The 18,092-nt window shown below is 67.4% G+C and carries 14 protein-coding genes; 7 read left to right on the top strand and 7 right to left on the bottom strand.

What is annotated here, in order from left to right:
• Nucleotides 1-33: 33 nt before the first annotated feature.
• Complete coding sequence (locus QOZ81_RS14205) at nt 34-3,108, bottom strand: TonB-dependent receptor (protein ID WP_291204920.1); 3,075 nt, start codon at nt 3,106-3,108, stop codon at nt 34-36.
• A 559-nt stretch (nt 3,109-3,667) separates the two neighbouring features.
• Here QOZ81_RS14205 and QOZ81_RS14210 point away from each other — a divergent pair.
• Complete coding sequence (locus QOZ81_RS14210; protein WP_291204917.1) at nt 3,668-4,069, top strand: type II secretion system protein; 402 nt, start codon at nt 3,668-3,670, stop codon at nt 4,067-4,069.
• Nucleotides 4,070-4,088: 19 nt separating this feature from the next.
• Nucleotides 4,089-4,616, top strand: a complete 528-nt coding sequence (locus QOZ81_RS14215; RefSeq protein ID WP_291204914.1) for a DUF4149 domain-containing protein — start codon at nt 4,089-4,091, stop codon at nt 4,614-4,616.
• Here QOZ81_RS14215 and hflX read toward each other — a convergent pair.
• Nucleotides 4,598-5,797, bottom strand: coding sequence for a GTPase HflX (hflX, locus tag QOZ81_RS14220; protein WP_291204911.1), 1,200 nt, complete (start codon nt 5,795-5,797; stop codon nt 4,598-4,600). The genes QOZ81_RS14215 and hflX overlap by 19 nt on opposite strands.
• 81 nt (nt 5,798-5,878) lie before the next feature.
• Here hflX and QOZ81_RS14225 point away from each other — a divergent pair, with 81 nt between their 5' ends.
• From QOZ81_RS14225 to QOZ81_RS14235, 3 genes are read left to right on the top strand one after another with little or no spacing between them, the layout of a single operon-like run.
• The gene (locus QOZ81_RS14225) at nt 5,879-7,201 is read left to right on the top strand and encodes a response regulator (protein ID WP_291204908.1); all 1,323 of its coding nucleotides are present in this window, start codon (nt 5,879-5,881) and stop codon (nt 7,199-7,201) included.
• Nucleotides 7,202-7,220: 19 nt separating this feature from the next.
• Nucleotides 7,221-8,447, top strand: coding sequence for an ABC transporter permease (locus QOZ81_RS14230; RefSeq protein ID WP_291204905.1), 1,227 nt, complete (start codon nt 7,221-7,223; stop codon nt 8,445-8,447).
• Nucleotides 8,444-9,094, top strand: coding sequence for an ABC transporter ATP-binding protein (locus QOZ81_RS14235; protein WP_291204902.1), 651 nt, complete (start codon nt 8,444-8,446; stop codon nt 9,092-9,094). The genes QOZ81_RS14230 and QOZ81_RS14235 overlap by 4 nt, the downstream gene beginning before the upstream one ends.
• On the opposite strand, the gene ruvX is transcribed toward QOZ81_RS14235, so the two are convergent.
• The gene (gene ruvX / locus QOZ81_RS14240; RefSeq protein ID WP_291204899.1) at nt 9,095-9,532 is read right to left on the bottom strand and encodes a Holliday junction resolvase RuvX; all 438 of its coding nucleotides are present in this window, start codon (nt 9,530-9,532) and stop codon (nt 9,095-9,097) included.
• 41 nt (nt 9,533-9,573) lie between these two features.
• Here ruvX and QOZ81_RS14245 point away from each other — a divergent pair, with 41 nt between their 5' ends.
• Nucleotides 9,574-11,169 (top strand): GMC oxidoreductase, encoded by a 1,596-nt coding sequence (locus QOZ81_RS14245; RefSeq protein WP_291204897.1) that lies wholly within the window; start codon nt 9,574-9,576, stop codon nt 11,167-11,169.
• 33 nt (nt 11,170-11,202) lie between these two features.
• On the opposite strand, the gene QOZ81_RS14250 is transcribed toward QOZ81_RS14245, so the two are convergent.
• Genes QOZ81_RS14250 through QOZ81_RS14265 form a run of 4 tightly spaced genes read right to left on the bottom strand, consistent with a single transcriptional unit; the run spans nt 11,203 to nt 16,498 of the window.
• Nucleotides 11,203-12,138 carry a glycosyl hydrolase family 17 protein gene (locus tag QOZ81_RS14250; protein ID WP_291204895.1) on the bottom strand — a complete coding sequence of 312 codons (936 nt, stop codon included), beginning with the start codon at nt 12,136-12,138 and terminating at the stop codon, nt 11,203-11,205.
• Nucleotides 12,139-12,156: 18 nt separating this feature from the next.
• The gene (locus QOZ81_RS14255) at nt 12,157-13,116 is read right to left on the bottom strand and encodes a glycoside hydrolase family 17 protein (RefSeq protein WP_291204893.1); all 960 of its coding nucleotides are present in this window, start codon (nt 13,114-13,116) and stop codon (nt 12,157-12,159) included.
• Nucleotides 13,117-13,134: 18 nt separating this feature from the next.
• Nucleotides 13,135-13,389 (bottom strand): hypothetical protein, encoded by a 255-nt coding sequence (locus QOZ81_RS14260; protein ID WP_291204890.1) that lies wholly within the window; start codon nt 13,387-13,389, stop codon nt 13,135-13,137.
• A 52-nt stretch (nt 13,390-13,441) separates the two neighbouring features.
• On the bottom strand, nt 13,442-16,498 hold the full coding sequence (locus QOZ81_RS14265) for an Ig-like domain-containing protein (RefSeq protein WP_291204888.1): 3,057 nt from the start codon (nt 16,496-16,498) through the stop codon (nt 13,442-13,444).
• A 401-nt stretch (nt 16,499-16,899) separates the two neighbouring features.
• Between QOZ81_RS14265 and QOZ81_RS14270 the strand changes: the two genes are divergently transcribed.
• The gene (locus tag QOZ81_RS14270; protein ID WP_291204885.1) at nt 16,900-18,078 is read left to right on the top strand and encodes an AraC family transcriptional regulator; all 1,179 of its coding nucleotides are present in this window, start codon (nt 16,900-16,902) and stop codon (nt 18,076-18,078) included.
• Nucleotides 18,079-18,092: the final 14 nt, after the last annotated feature.

The raw sequence follows: 18,092 nt of genomic DNA on the forward strand, positions 1-18,092 counted from the left end.
CAGGGCAGAGTGGAGGGGATTCATGCCAGCCTCCTAGAACCGGGCCTTGAGGGTGAACTGGACTTCGCGGGATCGGTTGTCCGGGGAATCAATGGCCCCGAAGTACGGATTCACGCTCCCCGAGGACAGGGTGTACTGGGTCTGGCGGGTGTACTGGTTGGCCCAGTTGAAGACGTTGTAGACGTCGATGGTCCCCTCCAGGGAGAGGGCCCGGGTGACCCGGAACGGTCGGGAGAGCCTCAGGTCGAAGGTCTTCTCGCTGGGCTGGCGATGGGAGTTGCGGCCATTCACCGTATCGATGTACTTTCCGTCGCCGTTCTGGTCGGCGTAGTAGATCCCGTTCCAGGGCCGGCCGGTGGTGTAGGTCGTGATGCCCGACAGCCGGATGCCGAAGAAGGTGGGGGCGAACCAGGCCAGGGTGGCGCGGAAGGCGTGGTCGTTGTCGCTCAGGGCCCAGGAGGACAGGGGATCCGCCGGATTCTCCGTGAGGGCGTTGGTGGAGGTGAGGGTGGCCCGCTCGTTGGAGTTGTTGTCCTCGGCCTTGGCGAAGGTCAGGCTGCTCTTGAAGCCCCAGCCGCTGCCGGGCTTCCGGCCAGCTTCCAGCACCACGCTGCGGTACCGCCCCTCGCCGTCATACTTGGAGAGGATCACGTCGCCGAAACCGCTGAGATCCAGGGCGCGGCCACGGACGATGGCACGCCCAGGGCGCGCGCCCGTGGAGAACCGGTTCCAGGTCGAGGGGTAGCCGTCGTTGTAGATCGCGGTGGGATCCACGGTGCTGGTCCCCGGCGCCATCTGGCCCAGGTTGATGTTCACGGCGTACTGAAGGTTGTTGAACTTCTTGTAGGTGCCGCGGATCCCCACGGTAAAGCCGTTGCCCAGATCCTGCTCGACGCCCAGGGAGGTCGCTCGGGCCTGGGTCATCTTGGCCTCGGGATCGATGATGGTGGGCACGATGGTGTCCACCTTGAGGTTGGGATCGGTCAGCAGGGTGCTGGTGGGAATGCGGGTCAGGGAGCCCGGGCCCGTCAGGGGGCCGCTCCACCGCTGGGAGGCGGAGAGCAGGCCGGTGGGGTCGAACAGGGCGGGGTTCGCCGAGGCCGTCATGTAGTAGGACACCAGGTTGATGCCGTTGTTCATGATGGCGCCGGAGGTCGTCTGGCCCGGGTTGCTCACGCTGAACCAGCCGTAGCCGCCCCGGATGATGGTCTTCGCGTTGCCAAAGAGGTCGAGGGTGAATCCGAAGCGGGGGTCCATGCTCTTGTCGTTGGGGGCGCGGTCCAGGCCCTGGAGCTTGGGGTTGGGGCTGGGGTTGCCGCTCCAGATCTCGGTGGTGTAGCGCAGGCCCAGGCTGACCAGGAGGCGCTTGTTGAGGAGGGCGCCGTTCTGGGCCTGGACGTAGCCGGCCATGAACTTCTCGCTGAAGCTGCTGACGCCATCCACGGGCGAATAGCCCTGGGTGTAGGTCACGCCGCTCAGGGAGGCTGCCGGGGCGCCCGTGAACCAGGACTGGGCCAGGGCATAGGTGGGGAAGACCCAGCTACCGTTGCCATTGGGCAGGTAGCGGTTCTTCATGTCGATGAACTGGAGATCCACGCCGCCCTTGAGGACCCAGTCCCCGGTCATGAAGGTGAGGTTGTCCTGGATCTGGGTGGTGGTCTCATCCGTGGTGCGGGGATCGATGTAGTACTGGCCTGCGTTGATGTCGTAGACCGAGCCCACCTTCTGGATGCGCACGGGGGACGAGACGGTGCTGTTGGGCGTCGTGGGCCGCTTCTCGTTGGAGAGTTGGACCCGGGCCTCGTTCAGCAGGCTGGGGGACAGGGTGGAGCTGAGCTCCAGCACCGTGGAGAGGCTGGTGAACTTCATGGTGGAGTTGCCGGACTCGGCGGTGTCGTTGTGGCGCACCCCGGCATAGATGTCGTTGAGCCCCTGGTAGTTCTGGGAGTTCATCCGGAGGGTCGCCCGGTGGTCCTGGTTGATGTCCCAGTCGAGGCGGCCCATGAACACCAGGTTCTTCTGCTCGTCGGTCCACGCCCGGTGGCTCTCGTCCGCCAGAGTGCGGCCCGGCATGGTCACGAGGAGGGCGCCCATGCCGGTCCCCGGCGCAAAGAAGGCGTTGGAGGCGGCGCTGCCGTCCCCGAAGAGGGGGATGCTGTCCTCCCGCTTGCGGGCCATTTCCACGTTCACGAAGTAGTGCAGCTTGTCCTTGAGGATGGGGCCGCCCAGGTTGAAGCCCATCTGCAGGGTCTGGTAAGTGCGGGTCCGGGCCTCGTCGGTGTTCACGCCGTTGGCGTCGTAGGGCACGGGCTTGACCTTGGCCGTCAGGGAGTTGGGACGGAACAGCATGAAGGCCGTGCCCTGGACCTCATTGGTGCCGGTCTTGGTGACGGCGTTGATGACCGCGCCCACGGCATCGCCGAACTGGGCATCGAAGGAATTGGTGATGACCTGCAGCTCCTTGATGGAGTCCTGGCCGAAGGTGAAGGGGATGCGGGTGCCGCCCCGCTGTTCGCCGTTGAACTTGGAGTTGTAGCTGCCGCCGTCGATCTGCAGGTTGTTCTGGATGCCGCGGGCACCCTCGACCGTCGTGTAGTAGCTGGTGTTGCCCACGGCCGCGCCGGGGGTGAGCTGCACCAGGTCCGTGAAGTTGCGGCCGTTCACGGGGATGGCGTCGACCAGTTCCTGGGAGATGGAGGATTGGGTGTTGATCTGGGCCGCATCCAGGGCCGTGGCATCGGCCACCACCGTGACCACCGCGCTGGCTTCCACCGCATCGAGGCTGAAGTTCTGGAGCGCGGTCTGGCCCAATCCCACGCGCAGGGAAGCATCTTTGGCGGTCCTCAATCCAGGGGCGGCGACGGTCAGCTCATAGGTGCCCACGGGCAGGAAGGCGAAGTGGTACTCGCCATTGGCATTGGTGGTGGTGGTGCGGGTCAGCCCGGTCTCCAGGTTCCGCAGGGTGAGCGAGGCGCTGGCGACCACGCCCTTGGCCTTGGACTTGACCGTCCCCCGGAGGGCCCCCGAGGTGGTGCTGGTCTGGGCGTGGGCGACCACCGAGCAGGCCAGGGCTGAAAGGAGGAGGACTGCGGTTCTCTGGGCTGGCATCAAGACTCCTTGCCCCACAGGGGCAGATCAGTAAGAAGGAAGCGGAACGGTTCAGGACGAGGGCAAGCTCGTTCCGGCTTCGGTCGTGGCGTTGGGGGCCGAGCCCCCGGGATTGCAGACGATCAGGACGGTATCCCATCGAAGGTCTCCTTCAACCTTCGGGGTGTCTATGACCGATGTCACGGAACAACTCTGTAACGCCTCTTCATCAGCAGACTTCCAGACCCCCTGACTCCGGGTAAAATTCCCTTGCGGCATGGTTTGCTACATATGTAACAAATATGGGAATAGGGAGTTAGTCCGAACAGCCGGACCTCAGGCCCCCGAAAAGGCACCGGCGTGATGCCCACCCACCCTCCCGGCCTGTGAAGAAAAAGTCAGGTAGTCCAGAGGCCATCCCTCCGTCTGACGCACCTGCCGCTGGGTGAGCGAGATCGGTCCGCCGGGGTGGCGGCCGTGAAGGCGGTACCTGGTCCTGGCGGCTCCAGACGAAGACTCCGGGATGCCACCATCCGAACCTCCCTGGGCCCCGCCGCATCCCATGCGTTAAGGTGGTTCCATGCGCCTTTTCCCTTCCCGCCAGCGGGGCTTCACCCTCATCGAACTGGTCGTGGTCATGACCCTCCTGGCCCTGCTGGCCACCGTGGGGTTGGCCGGGTACCGGCAGAAGGTGCGGGCGGCCAAGGAATCCGTGCTCAAGGAGAACCTCTTCCAGATCAACCATGCCCTGGAGCAGCACCGGGCGGACCGGGGCAAGTACCCGTCCAGCCTGGGGCCCCTGCGGGAACTGGGCTACCTGCGGGACATCCCCTACGACCCCATGACCCAGTCCCGGGAGACCTGGCAGACCGAGCTGGAACCTCCTGACCCGGACAATCCCGATGCCGAACTGGGCGTCTTCCGGGTGCGCAGCGGTTCCGCCGAGAAGGGCTCGAACGGCATCTCCTACAACGAATGGTAATGAGCGCCCGCAGGAACCCATGAACCCGAACACCCTCCGCCGCCTCGACCAGCTCTCCCAGATCCTGCTGCTGCTCTGGGCGGGCGCGGCCCTGGGCTTCGGAATCTTCTCGGCCCCGGTCTTCTTCCGGGAACTCCCCAGCCGGGATGTCGCGGGGCGCATCGCAGGGCTGATCGTCGGTCGTCTCGACTGGGCCGCCTGGGTCGTGTTCGGCCTGGCCGGACTCAGCTGGGTCGGCCGCTGGGTCGCCGAGGTCAAGGAGGACCTCATCGGTCCCATCCGCCTCTGGAGCGGCGGCCTGATGGTGGCCCTGCTCATGTGCCTGGCCAGCAGCTTCGTCGTCACCCCCAAGGTGCAGGCCATCCGGGCCCGCATCAACGCCCCCATCGAAAGCCTGGCCGCCGATTCCGCGGACCGGGTGGCCTACGACAAGGCCCACGGCCTGAGCCGCAACCTGTTCTTCCTGCGCATCATCCTGGCGGTGGGTCTGGCGGCCACCGTGGGCTTGCTGCCGCGGAGCGGCAGGGATCAGGAACCGGCGGCGTGAGGCTCGGCCTCCGGTAGCTCCCAGGCCTCCAGCTCCCGGGGCTTCGCCGGACCGGGGATCAACTCCCGCAGCCAGAGGCGGATCTCGTCCAAGCCGAGGTCCTGGATCGCGCACGACTGCACCGCGCCGGGGTGGTGCTTCCGGAGCTCGAGTTTCTGAGGCCGGTGCAGGCGGTCCACCTGGTTGAGGATCAGAAGCCGGGGCTGGGCCTCGATGCCCTCCGGTTCGCAACCGATCTCCCGCAGGGTGGCGCCGACGACCTTGAGGTGGTCCTCCAGGTCCGGGTGGGCCGCGTCGGCCACCACCAGCAGGGCATCGGCGGTGCGGACCTCCCCGAGGGTGCTGCGGAAGGCGGCCACCAGCTGGTGGGGCAGTTTCCGGATGAAGCCCACGGTATCGGCCACCAGGCAGTGCCTGGGTTCCAGGCTGCCCTCGCCGGTCTCCGCGTTGAAGTCCTGCCCCAGCCAGGCCTTGCGGGTGGTGGTGTCCAGGGTGGCGAAGAGCAGATCTCTGGGTTCACCTTCTCCGGTCAGGGCCTTGAGCAGGCTGGTCTTCCCGGCATTGGTGTAGCCCACCAGGGCCACCCGGGGCAGCCCCTTGGGCCGCCCCTGGCGCTGGGTCTCCCGCACCTGCTCCAGGTGCGCGAGCTCCCGCTTCAGCTGGCTGATCCGGGTGCGGACCATGCGGCGGTCCACCTCGATCTGGGTTTCGCCGGGGCCCCCGCGCAGGCCCACGCCCCCGCCCTGGCGCTCCAGGTGGGTCCAGGCCCCCTTCAGGCGGGGCAGTTCGTATTCGCACCGGGCCAGCTCCACCTGGGCCTTGGCCTCCCGGGTCTGGGCCCGCTGCTCGAAGATGCTGAGGATGAGGCCCGTCCGATCCAGGCAGATCAGGCCCGTCAGCTTCTCGATGGCGTTCACCTGGCTGCCGCTCAGCTCGTCATCGCAGATGAGGTGCCGCGTCCCCTGGCGGGCCGCCTCGTCCGACAGCGCCTCCAGCTGGCCCGAGCCGTAGAAGGTCCTGGGAGCGATCTGGGGGCGCTTCAGGATCCGCCGGGACTGCACCTCGAAGCCGCAGCTCCGGGCCAGATCGGCCAGTTCCAGCAGGTGGTCCTGGATGCGCTCCTCCCGATCCTCGGGGCCTTGACGGGCGATGAGCAGGCAGCGCAGGGGCGATTCATCCATATGGCAAACCTGCCTGCCCCTGCGGTAATAATCAAGCCCTTGTCCCCGGGGACGATGCAGAGGTCTGGGAGTCACGACTTCATGGCCATGTTCGGGCTGAAAAAATCCAAGCCGTCGGAAGGATCCGAGCTGGTCCTGGCCTACCTGGAGGACGCCCAGCGCGTCCGGGCCACCATCTTCGCCGTGGACCCCAAGGGCCGCGAGATCCCGGCCTCCCTCGTGGTCGTCACCGAGGAGCGGGTGACGCTCGGCGTCCAGGGACGGGTCATGGCCGAAAAGGGCGAGCCCATCGGCCTCCTCTTCTACCTGGACGGCCTCCGGCTCAAAGCCACGGGCCGCCTCCAGGAGTTGAAGACCGGCACCCTGGTCATGGAGTTGCCCACAGCCATCGCCCTGGCCGAACGCCGGAAAAAGCCCCGGGCCCGGCTCAACCAGCGGGAGGGCGCCACCGCCATCGCCCTTACGGGACTGTTCGAAGGCATCGGCCTCACCGGCACCATCGACAACATCTCCGAAGGCGGCATGTGCCTGAAGGTCGGTCGGGCCATGAACGTGAAGACCCAGGGTCCCATGCACATGGGGCCCAACCTGCTGTCCAAGGGCGAAGTCTTCATGGTGATCAAGCTCAGCAAGCTGCCCAAGTGTCCCCTGATCGAGGTGGGCGGCGTTGCCGCCCATGTGGCCTCCGAAGGGAATGGCCTCTCGGTCGGAATCAGCTTCGAATCGGACAAGGAGTCGATCCTGGGCCCCGTCAAGGCCATGGTGACGAGCCGGGCCGGCTCACTCCCCACCTCGGTGCCCCCCAAGGTCCGGCGCCAGCAGCCCAAGGCCGAGCCCGGCGAGCCCGCCATCGAACTGGCCGCCCCGCGCCCCGTGCAGAAGAAGGAGCCGGATCCCCCGCCAGCCACCCCGCCCCCCGCCGTGGCGCCAGATCCCCTGGCCATGGCCCCGGCTTCCACCCCCATTCCCGAGGCCGCGCCCGCGCAACCCGATGCCGCCAACCGGGGATCCGCCCTGAACCGCATGAAGAAGCGCACCCGCGGCGTGCTGCTCGCCATGTCCGAGGGGCCCGATCGGGAGGCCCTGGTCGGGTTCCTTGCGGCGGACGGCTACGGCAAGATCCGGGTCGCGGCCACCCTCACCGAGCTGCTGGATCAGCTGGACGAAGCCCAGCTGGTGTTCGTGGACGGCGGCGTGGTCGAGTTGCAGGGACTCGCCCTGGCCTCCCTGCTGCGCCAGCGCCTGGATGGCGAGGGGATCCCCGTGCTGCTGGCCGAGGCCTCCGTGGATGCGGAGCTGGTCCTGGGCGCCCAGGAGGTGGGCGTGGCCCAGGTCCTGGTGAAGCCCTACGGCCTGGATGCCGAGTTCCTGCAGATGATCGAAGGACACCTGGGCATCAGCTAGCTCCGGCTAATCTGGAGCCATGCCCTTGTTCGAACGCACCGTCGCCGACCGCTACCTGAAGACCCACCGCAAGGGGGCCTTCATCCGGACCATGGTGCGCTTCGCCCGGGGCGGCACCGCGGTGGGCGTGTTCGCCATGGTGGTGACCCTGGCCCTGATGACGGGGTTCCGTGAGGAGATCCAGGCCACCCTCTTCAGCGCCACGGCCCACTTCACAGTGTTCCACCTGGCCGGCGACATCCCGGATACCGAGGGTGCCCTGAGGACCATCCGGGCCGTGCCCGGCGTGAAGGCCGCCTCGCCCATCCGCATGGAGAAGGGCCTGCTGCGCCGACCCGACAGCGAGATGCCCCCCGAGGCCGTCGTGGTGAAGGCGGTGGACCCGGCCACCGCCCACGGCACCTCCAGCATCTTCGATTCCATCAAGCCACTGCCCATCGAGCAGCTGAAGGAGGGCGAGATCGTCCTCGGCAAGGAGCTGGCCCAGCGCATGAGCCTGCGGGTGGGCGACACGGTGGCCCTGGCCCTCTTCCGCCTGGAGCTGGGCCTCGGCGGCCAGCAGCCGAAGGTGGCCGCCTTCCGCGTGGCCGGCGTCTTCCACAGCCACATCGCGGAGTACGACAAGGCCTGGGCCTTCATCCACCTGGGCGATGCCATGCGGATTGCCAAGGCCGAGGGCCGCGCCGAGATGATCGAGGTCCGCGCCAGCGGCATCGACGCCATCGCCGAGGTGAAGCCCCGCGTGCTGGAGGCCCTGGGCTCCGCCTACCTGGCCACGGACCTGCGCGAATCCAATCGGAGCCTCTTCGCCGCACTCATCATCGAGAAGTGGCTCTTCACCGCCGTTCTCAGCCTCCTCGTGCTGGTGGCGGCCTTCAACATCGTGGCCTCCCTGGTGCTGCTGGTGACCGAGAAGCGCCGCGACCTGGGCGTGCTGCTGGCCCTGGGGGCCACCCCCCGCCAGATCCAGCGGCTCTTCGAGCTCCAGGGCCTGCGCATCGGCGCCGTGGGCACGGCCTGGGGCCTGGGCCTCAGCGTGCCCCTCTGCCTCATCCTCGACCACTTCCGCCTCCTGAGGCTCCCCGCGGCGGTCTACGACTTCATCAGCTACCTGCCCTTCCGGCTCAAGGTGCTGGACATCGTGCTGGTGGCCGCCTTCCCCCTGGTGGTGTCCTGGCTGGCCGCGCGGTACCCCGCGAAGAAGGCCGCCGCTCTGGATCCCGTTGACGCGCTGAGGGCGGAATGATCGGTCAGACGCTTTCCATCCACGGGCTGCACAAGACCTATCCAGGGAATGCCCACCCGGTCTTCGATGGTTTCTCGCTCGAAGTCGAAGCCGGCAGCCTCTGCGCCATCGTGGGCGTCTCCGGCGTGGGCAAGACCACCCTGCTGAACTGCGTGGCGGGCCTGGATCACTGGGAGGACGGCCGCATCACCGTGGGCGACGCCCCCGTGCCCGAAGGCCCCGAGGCCCGGGCCCTCTACCGCCGCCGCTCCGTGGGCCTGGCCTTCCAGCAGCCCCATCTCCTGCCGGAGTTCACGGTGAGGGAGAACCTACGCATGCCCCTGCTCATCGAGGGCGACGTGCCCCCCGAGGCCGAGGCCTGGATCGGTCGGCTCCTGAGCACCGTGGGCCTGGGCGGCCTTGGCGAGCGCATGCCCGGCCAGCTCTCCGGCGGCGAGGCCGCCCGCGCGGGTCTCGCCCGGGCCCTGGTGCGAAAGCCGGCCCTGTGGCTGCTGGACGAGCCCACCGGCAACCTCGACCCCGCCACCGCGGAAGAAGTGTTCGGCTTCCTCCTGGGCCTCCACGCCGAGCTGCGCCCCACCACCCTCCTGGTCACCCACAACCCGGGCCTGGCCGAGCGCTGCATGCGGACCGTGCGGCTGGGCTAGTCAATCCAGTTCGGCTGGCGCGATCCCCTTGGCCCGCCGGTCCTCCAGCAGCTCACTGAGGATCACCGCCGCCGCCGCTGCGTCCAGCAGCAGCTTCCGCTTCTCGGGCTTGACGCCCCGCTCGCGCAGCAGCCGCTCGGCCTCGGCGCTGCTGAGGTGTTCGTTCACGAAGCGCAGGGGCAGGCCGGTGCGGGCCGCCAGGCTTTCGCCGAAGGCCCGCGCCGCCGGGGCCGTGGCGCTCTCGGCACCATCCTTGTGGCGGGGCAGGCCCACGCAGAGGGCCTGGACGCCCTCCTCGCGGCAGAGGCGTGCCAGGCGGTCCAGCGTGCGCTCCTCCTCCTGGGGCCACACCTCGAAGGGCGAGGCCAGGATCTCCAGCTCGTCCGAGAAGGCGAGGCCGATCTTCTTCGTGCCATGATCGATGGAAAGCCAGCGCATGCCATCAGCCTAGCGGGAACCCCTGCCGTCCAGGAGACACCGTGGAGTGGGACTACATCATCATCGGGTCGGGGTTCGGCGGCAGCGTCAGCGCCCTGCGGCTGGTGGAGAAGGGCTACAAGGTGCTGGTGCTGGAGAAGGGGCGCCGCCTCCAGGCTGGCGACTTCCCCAAAACGAACTGGAACCTGAAGCGCTTCTTCTGGCTGCCCCAAGTGGGCTTCCGCGGCCTGTTCAAGATGACCTTCCTGGGCCACGTCACGGCCCTGTCGGGCGTGGGCGTGGGGGGTGGCTCGCTGGTCTACGCCAACACCCTGCCCGTGCCCAAGGATCCCTTCTTCGAGGCCCCCTCCTGGGCCCACCTGGCGGACTGGAAGACCGAACTGGCGGCCCCCTACCAGCTGGTGCTCCGCATGCTCGGGGCCACCCGGAACCCCGCACTGACCTACCCGGACGAGGTGCTGAAGGCCGTGGGCCGGGAGATTGGCCGCGAGACCACCTTCGAGCACACGAACGTGGCGGTCTACTTCGGGAAGTCCGGCGAGACGGTGCGGGATCCCTTCTTCAACGGCGAGGGCCCGGACCGCACAGGCTGCACCCTCTGCGGGGGCTGCATGCTGGGCTGCAACCACGGCGCGAAGAACACCCTGGATCGCAACTACCTCTACCTCGCCGAAAAGCTTGGCCTGAAAATCGAGGCCGACACCGAAGTCACCTGGGTGAAGCCGGTGGACGGCGGCTACGAGGTGGAGGCTCGCCAGGGCACCTGGGCGCTCCCGGCCCTGAACCGGAAGCAGACCTACCTGGCGAAGAACGTGATCTTCGCCGGCGGCGTGCTGGGCACGGTGCCCCTGTTGCTGAAGCTCAAGGAGGCGGCCGCGGGCCTGCCGGCCCTGTCTGACCGCGTGGGCGACTTCGTGCGCACCAACTCCGAGGTGCTGGTCGGCGTCGTCACCCAGCGCCGGGACCAGGATCTGTCCAAGGGCATCGCCATCGGCTCGATCCTGCACACGGACGAGCATTCCCACTTGGAACCCGTACGCTACTCCGCAGGCGCGGGCTTCTTCCGCACCCTCATGCTGCCCATGGCCCCCGGCGACACGCTCTTCCAGCGCTTCGCCAACGCCCTCGGCCTGGTGCTGCGGCACCCCATCCGGACCCTGCGCACCTACTTCGTGTCCGACTGGGCGAAGTTCACCATGATCCTGCTCTACATGCGCACCGTGGACGGCCACATCAAGATGCGGCTGGGCCGGGGCTTCCGCACGGGGTTCCTGCGCGGCGCCGTGACTGAGCCGGGCGATGGACCCCCAGCCAAGGCCTGGGCGCCTGAAGCCACGGACCTCTCCGAGCGCGTCGCCAGGCGGCTCGATGGCTACCCCACCAGCCTGCTCACGGAGACGCTGCTGGGCATCCCCACCACGGCCCACATCCTGGGCGGGGCGCCCATGGGCGATTCCCCGGAAACCGGCGCCATCGACCACCGCCACCGCCTCTTCGGGTATGAAGGAGTCTTCGTCATCGACGGCGCCGCCATCTCCGCCAACCCCGGGGTGAATCCCTCGCTCACCATCGCGGCCCTGGCCGAGCGCGCCATGACCTTCATCCCGCCCAAGCGGGAGCTGGAGCCGACCGCCTGAGGTCCAAGCCTGCGCACTTCAGGACGCGACGGCCTACTCTTCCTCGGGTGCCACCACGGGGAAGCGCGATCTCATCACCAGCTTGGGCCGGCGGTCCACCGTGAAAAGGCCCCAGTGCTTCTCCGGCTCGAGGGGATCGGCGGAACCCTTCCATGGCTCATCGAAGGCCTCGAAGACAAAGATGAGAATGCCCGCGGCCCGCGCCCAGGCCAGGAGGTCTCCACAGTAGATGGCCTGCAGCTCCTCCGAGGCATTCTCGGGGTGGATGCCGCGTCCGTTGGCATTCGTGGCCCAGCCAGCCTCGGTGATCACCACCGGCTTGTCGGGGTAGCACCTCGCCACACTGGCGTAGTTGTCCTGGGTGTAGCGGAGTGCCTCGTGCACCTGCTTGTACTCCCAGACCGGGTAGGTGTGGAGCGAGATGAAATCCAGTTCCCCGCCCACCTGTCGCAGCTGATGCTGCCAGGGCACGTAGTTCTCGCAGATGGTCACCGGCTGGTGGACCCGGCTTTTCACTCGACGAACCAGCTCGCCTAGGCGATCGACGGGCACGAGATGGTCGGTCCACTCGACGGTCGCCTCGTTGCCCACGGCCACAGCGAAGACCAGGTCCTCGAACTGCCGGGCAAGGGCCACGAGCCGCTCGACCTCGGCGTCGTTCTCGGCATGGCTGGCCCTGAGGGCCGATTCGGTGTAGGTCGTACCCCAGGGGCAGGCCGGATTGTTCACCTCGGCACCGATGTGGGCGCCAAGCAAGATCCGGAAGCTAAGGCCAGCTTCACGGATGACTTCCAGAACCCGCTCCGCATGGGGACCGCTGTCGTACAGCCGCAGCAGCTGCCAGTGGCCCGCCAGGAGACGCAGGTCCTCCAGGATCTCCGCTTTCGAGGGATAAATTCGGTCCCCTGGGCTCTGGCCCCGCCGGTAGCCTGAGTAGCAGATGGCGTTGCCGGTGGGCAGGTTCAGCATGGGCGAGAGTCCACGGGTCTACGCATACTTCGGCCGACCGTCCTTGTCCCAGAGCCCCCAGTAGGCCCCCACATCCCCCTCGTCGCCGATCTTCCAGGCCTCATCGAAGGCGGCGAAGTAGAAGACGGGAACGTCCTCCTCCCGGCTCCAACGGCAGGTGTCGATGAAGTAGCGCAGGGCTCCCTCCACCGACGGCACCGAGCCGTGGAACGCCTGCCCGGTATTGGGCCAGCCGGTCTCGCTGACGATGACCCGCTTGCCCCCGGCCACGGCGAGGGTCCGCTGGTGCATGCTCTGCATGTAGGCGATGGCCTGCTCCCGGGGACAGCCTTCCCAGAAGGGATAGCAGTTGGTCATGAGGACATCGCAGGCGGCCGTGATGCTGGGGTGCTTCTCGAAGAGGTAGTAGGCATCCACGTAGCCCACCGGCACACCAGGCACTGCCGCCTTGGCCCGCTGGAGGTAGTCCAGCAGCTCGTCCTCGGCCAGGTCCTCCCGCAGGAGCACCTCATTGCCGATGGCCAGGAGGTCGGCATGCCCGGCGCGGGCGACCTCGATGGCGGCGGCGAGTTCCGCTTCGTTGTCGTCCCGGTTGGTCCCGAGCCAGGCGCCCACGAGGGTCTTCAGGCCCAGCCCGTGGGCGAGCCGCGGGGTATGCTGGTGCCCCTCGGTGCAGGAGAAGGTGCGGATCCAGCGGGTGTAGGGGCGGATGATCTCCAGCCGCTCCAGGATCTGCGCCTCGGTGACGATAGATCCCGGCGCCTGCCCTTCCACGTAGGGACTGAAGCAGAGGCCATGAATGCCTGCCTGGAGGGTCTGGCGGAAGGCTTCCGTCAGATGGGCCAGCTCCTGGGGTGCGGGGACGGCAGGGGGCGGCGGAAGGGGGGCGCCACCCGCTTCCAGGAGGAAGCCCTCGGCGCCTTCCGGCTGGGCGGCATGGTGGGCCCCTGCGGGCTCATCCTGTCTGGGCTTGGACATGGCGTGACTCCCGGAAGCTCAGTCGCCCTGGGTCGCCTTCGGCACCCTGGCCCTGGATCTCCCCCGCGCGGAGCCGCCCGGCACCAGGGAGACCACGAGCGTGCCCTTGGCGATCTCGGCACGGAGGGCCGTGGCGAAATCGGGTGGCAGGGTCTCCAGGTAGGTCTCCAGGGTCCAGGGCTCTGCCCCCTGGGCCGGGCCAGGCTCGGGGGGGACGTGGTGCTGGATGGACAGTTCCATGACCTGCCGGACCGTCCTGAGTTTCTTGGTCATCGCTAGGCTCCACCGCGGCTGGTCGGATGACTCCGACCAGGGGAGTCCACCCTCAAGGAAGGAAGGTGATGTCGTCGAGGTAGTAGGTCTTGGCAGCCCCGGCCGCGGCCCCCGTGGTTCCGAAGTTGAAGAAGATCGAGAGCTTGTTGTAGGTGAACGCGAGGTTGAGGGCGGCGGTGCCGGTGGCCTGGTTGGCGAAGTTGAAGGTCAGGGTCTGCCAGCCGGCAGCCGTGGTGACCGTGGCCTCCGTTTCACAGGTATGAGTGACGTCTGCGGCATCCTCGACCTTGACGCGCACCTGGATCCCCGCATCCGGCGACCACACGCGCGCCGAGATCTGCTTCCTGGTCGCACTGAAGGGCAGCGTCGGGATCGAGTTGTTCGCGCCGGTGGACACCGTGGTGCCCGCCCACAGCTCGGCCGTGGCGGACTTCACGACCTTGGCGACCTTGTTGCTGCCACCGGCCGGATCGGTCACCACGGTGGAATCCTCCGCGCCGCCGAAGCCCGTCAGGGTGTAGGTGAGGGCGGCGTCGTCGAAGGTGATGGGACTATAGCTGGCTCCGCCAGCACCCCCGCTGCCAGTCCCACCGATGAAGGTCACGTCGTCGCAGTAGTAGGTCCTGGCCGAGCCCACGGTGACCCCGGCGGTGCCGAAATCGAAGAAGATCGAAACCTTGTTGTAGGTCTTGGTCACGTCCAGGGCCGCAGTGCCCGTGGCCGGGCTGGCGAAGTCGAAGGTCAGGGTCTCCCAGGCATTGGCCACGGTGGTGGTCGCCTCCGTCTCGCAGGTGATGGTGTTGTTCGAGGCGTCCTCCACCTTCAGCCGAATCTTGATGCCCACGACAGGGGAATAGGTCCGCACGGTCATCCGGGTGTTGGCGGCATCGAAGGGGAGCTTGCCGACGGACTGGTTGGCCCCGGTAGACAGGGTGGTCCCCGCCCAGGTCTCGGCCGTGGCCGACTTCACCACCTTGGCGACCTGGTTGGCCGCACCACTCGGATCCGCCGCGAGGGTGGAGTCTTCGGCACCGCCGAAGCCCGTGAGCGTGTAGGTCGTGGCACCGGTCTCGAAGGTCAGGGTGCTGAACGCCAGCGCCCCGCCGCCGCCCGAGCCTGTTCCGCCGATGAAGGCCAGGTCATCCAGGTAGAAGGTCTGGGCCCCCGCCGTGGCTCCGGCCGTCCCGAAGTTGAAGAAGACGGAGACCTTGTTGAAGGTCTTGCTGACATCCAGGGCCGCGGTGCCCGTGGCCGGGCTGGCGAAGTCGAAGGTCAGCGTCTCCCAGGCATTGGCCACCGTGGTGGTCGCCTCCGTCTCGCAGGTGATCGTGTTGTTCGCGGCATCCTCGACCTTCAGGCGGACCTTGATGCCGATGGCCGGCACATAGACGCGCGCCGTCATCCGAGTATTGGCGGCATCGAAGGGGAACTTCCCGACGGACTGGTTCGCGCCTGTGGAGATGGTCGTGCCCGCCCAGGTCTCGGCGGTGGCGGACCGGTTGACCTTCACCACCTTGTTGGTGCCACCGGTGGGATCAACCACCACCGTGGAATCCTCCGCCCCGCCAAACCCGGTCAGGGTGTAGGTCAGGGCGCTGTCATCGAAGGTGAGGGTGCTGAAGCCCACCGCGCTGCCGCCGGCGCTCATCGCCACATCATCGAAGTAGAAGGTCTGGGCACCCGCGGTGGCGCCCGCCGTTCCGAAGTTGAAGAAGACCGAGACCTTGTCGTAGGTCTTGCTGACATCCAGGGCTGCGGTGCCCGTCGCGGGACTGCTGAAGTCGAAGGTCAGGGTCTCCCAGGCGTTGGCCACCGTGGTGGTCGCCTCGGTCTCGCAGGTGATGGTGTTGTTGGCGGCATCCTCCACCTTCAGGCGGACCTTGAGGCCCGTGGCGGGAGCGTAGACCCGCAGGGACATCCGCGTGTGGGTGGCATCCAGGGGGATCTTCCCTACGGACTGGTTCGCGCCGGTGGAGACGGTGGTACCGGCCCAGGTCTCGGCCGTGGCGGACCGGTTGACCTTGCCCACCTTGTTGGAACCCCCGGCCGGATCGGTCACCACGGTGGAGTCCTCGGCGCCACCGAAGCCCGTCAGGGTGTAGGTCAGGGCGGCGTCATCGAAGGTGATGGCACTGAACCCCGTGGCACCACCGCCACCGCCCGTCCCGCCAATGAACGCCACATCATCGAAGTAGTAGGTCTTGGCGCCGGCCGTGGCTCCGCTCACGCCGAAGTTGAAGAAGATGGTCGCCTTGTCGTAGCTGCTGGCCACGTTCAGGGCAGTGGTTCCCGTCGCCTGGTGGGCAAAGTCAAAGGTCAGGGTCTCCCAGGTGTTGGACACCGTGGTCACGGCCTCGGTCTCCACCGAAGTGGCGGGGGTGGTGTGGTCCTCGACCTTGAGCCGGACGGGAATGCCTGCATTGGGGGAATAGACCCGCACGGTCATCCGGGTGTTGGCCGCATCGAAGGGGATCTTCGCAGCGAAGCCAAGGGTGCCATCGGCCGTCAGGGTGGTGCCGGCCCAGGTCTCGGCCGTGGCAGACTTGACGACCTTGGCCACCTGGTTGGTGCCGCCTGCGGGATCCAGGACGATGCTGGAGTCGTCGGCGCCCCCAAACCCGAGCAGGCCGTAGTTCACGGTGGCCGAGTCGAACGTGACCGGCAGGCTCATCTGGGTCAGCACCACCGGGCGGGTATCGAAAGCCTGGGTGACACTGGCGCCGCTGGTGTTGGCTACGCCGGCGGCGCTGTGGAACGCGCCCGCAGCCACGCTGACGGTCAGGGTCCCGACCGAATTAGCGGGGGGAGTGACCACCAGGGTGTACTGGTTGGCCGAGACTTTGGTCGTGCTGGCAGCCCCCGTGCCGCTGGTGACCGTCACGGCCGAGGCCGGGAAGCTGCTCACGGGTTGGCTGAAGGTGAACATGAAAGTCACGGGGCCTTTGGCTGCGGTGCCGCTGGTCCCCCCGATGACCACGGCCGGCGCCGGGTTGTAGGTCTGGACGGGGGCGGGGTGAGTGGCCTTGCCGCCGCAGCTGGTCAGCAGGATCAACGGGGCTGCCAGGAGCGCCAGCGGAACCAGGAATCCTCGCAGTCGACGGCGTGTCATGGGGTCTCCTCGGATGGGTCATGGCTCATGGGCCGATGGGTGCAATCAGATGGGTGCGGGACTTGGTTCCGGCGAGCAGGCGCCGTGCGGACACTGGGCTGATGGAGGGCTGGTCAAGGTTGGGTTCTGGAAAGTGGGTTGTATATGATCTTTTTTCGTAATCTAGAATGAATTTTCAGCGCCCGCCCCTATTGTGCCTGCCCAGCTTCGAACCCTTTGCGCGTTCCCGAATCAATGGCTCAAATTCATGGATTATCTATTTTTTATCAATCAAGACCGGTGCCCTGGGCCCCCGCCCAACCCTGCCAGCCTGGGCCCCACAGAGGGCTGGTCACCCGCCAGGCTGGGGCGGTCCGACCTCCCCGATTGCCAAAAATCTAGACAGGCTGCAATCTCTTTTCATGCCCAAGAACCGCCACATCGCCCTCCTGGTCCCCGCCTCTGGGGGCTACAGCCGCGGCGTCTGCCAGGGTGTGGCCACCTATGCCCTTGAGCACGATGACTGGCTGATCTTCCCCTACGAGCGGGCCGAGGTTACCAAGCTGCCGGCCTGGCTCAAGAAGGGCCACATCGACGGGCTCATCGGTTTCATCTCAACGCCCGAGCTGGGCCGCCAGATCTCCTCCCTGGGCGTCCCAGTGGTGGACGTGCAGGGAGAGGGTAACTGCCCCGCCTCCCCAGTGATCGACACCGATGCCGAAGCGGTGGCCCAGCTGGCGGCGGACTTCTTCCTCCAGGCTGGCTTCAACAACTTCGCCTTCGGGGGCTATCCCGGCATCTTCTTCTCGGACCGGCGGTCAGCCGCCCTGGTGAGGATTCTCGAGGCCCAGGGCCGGCAGGTGCACTGCTACGCACCCCCTGAGAAGGTGGCGGCGACCATCAAGATGCAGTTCCAGGAGCTGCGTGGCCTGGAATACGAGGCGGCCCTGGCCGCCTGGCTCTCGAAGCTCCCGAAGCCCGTGGCCATCCTCGCCTGCAACGACATCCGCGGCCAGCAGATCATCACCGCCTGCCGGGACCTGGGCATCTCCATGCCCTCGGATGTCTCCGTGATCGGCGTGGACAACGACGAGATCCTCTGTCGCCTCTGTCGCCCCACACTCACCAGCATCGCACCCAACATCGAGGGCATCGGCCAGATGGCCGCTGACATGCTGAACCGCATGCTGGACGGCGAGCCCGTCCCGCCGATCCTGCACCGCGTGGCCCCCTTGCGCATCGTCGAGCGGCAGTCCACGGACATCACCACGGCCCAGGATCCCCTGGTCCTGGCGGCATCTCGCCTCATCCGCGACCGGGCCTGCCACGGTATCTCGGTGGACCAGATCTGCGAGCTGGTGGACTGCTCCCGCTCCACCCTGGACAACCTGTTCAAGAAGCACCTGGGCCGGCCCGTGGCCCAGGAGATGCTCCGCATCCGGCTGAACCGCGGCATGCGCCTACTGGAGGACTCCAGCCTCGCCATCGAGGAGGTGGCCAGGGAATGCGGGTTCACCTCGGCCACCTACTTCTGCCGGTTCTTCAAGCGGGAGGCGGGCACCACTCCGGCCCTCTACCGGACGCAGTTTGCCCGGCGCTGAAGCTTTGCATCCTG

Source organism: Geothrix sp. (assembly GCF_030219325.1).
Classification (GTDB): domain Bacteria; phylum Acidobacteriota; class Holophagae; order Holophagales; family Holophagaceae; genus Geothrix.

Bases quoted from the DNA above. Each gene is read 5' to 3' on its own strand.
- QOZ81_RS14205 (WP_291204920.1), bottom strand. From the start codon at position 3,108: ATGCCAGCCCAGAGAACCGCAGTCCTCCTCCTTTCAGCCCTGGCCTGC.
- QOZ81_RS14210 (WP_291204917.1), top strand. From the start codon at position 3,668: ATGCGCCTTTTCCCTTCCCGCCAGCGGGGCTTCACCCTCATCGAACTG.
- QOZ81_RS14215 (WP_291204914.1), top strand. From the start codon at position 4,089: ATGAACCCGAACACCCTCCGCCGCCTCGACCAGCTCTCCCAGATCCTG.
- hflX (WP_291204911.1), bottom strand. From the start codon at position 5,797: ATGGATGAATCGCCCCTGCGCTGCCTGCTCATCGCCCGTCAAGGCCCC.
- QOZ81_RS14225 (WP_291204908.1), top strand. From the start codon at position 5,879: ATGGCCATGTTCGGGCTGAAAAAATCCAAGCCGTCGGAAGGATCCGAG.
- QOZ81_RS14230 (WP_291204905.1), top strand. From the start codon at position 7,221: ATGCCCTTGTTCGAACGCACCGTCGCCGACCGCTACCTGAAGACCCAC.
- QOZ81_RS14235 (WP_291204902.1), top strand. From the start codon at position 8,444: ATGATCGGTCAGACGCTTTCCATCCACGGGCTGCACAAGACCTATCCA.
- ruvX (WP_291204899.1), bottom strand. From the start codon at position 9,532: ATGCGCTGGCTTTCCATCGATCATGGCACGAAGAAGATCGGCCTCGCC.
- QOZ81_RS14250 (WP_291204895.1), bottom strand. From the start codon at position 12,138: ATGCTGAACCTGCCCACCGGCAACGCCATCTGCTACTCAGGCTACCGG.
- QOZ81_RS14255 (WP_291204893.1), bottom strand. From the start codon at position 13,116: ATGTCCAAGCCCAGACAGGATGAGCCCGCAGGGGCCCACCATGCCGCC.
- QOZ81_RS14260 (WP_291204890.1), bottom strand. From the start codon at position 13,389: ATGACCAAGAAACTCAGGACGGTCCGGCAGGTCATGGAACTGTCCATC.
- QOZ81_RS14265 (WP_291204888.1), bottom strand. From the start codon at position 16,498: ATGACACGCCGTCGACTGCGAGGATTCCTGGTTCCGCTGGCGCTCCTG.
- QOZ81_RS14270 (WP_291204885.1), top strand. From the start codon at position 16,900: ATGCCCAAGAACCGCCACATCGCCCTCCTGGTCCCCGCCTCTGGGGGC.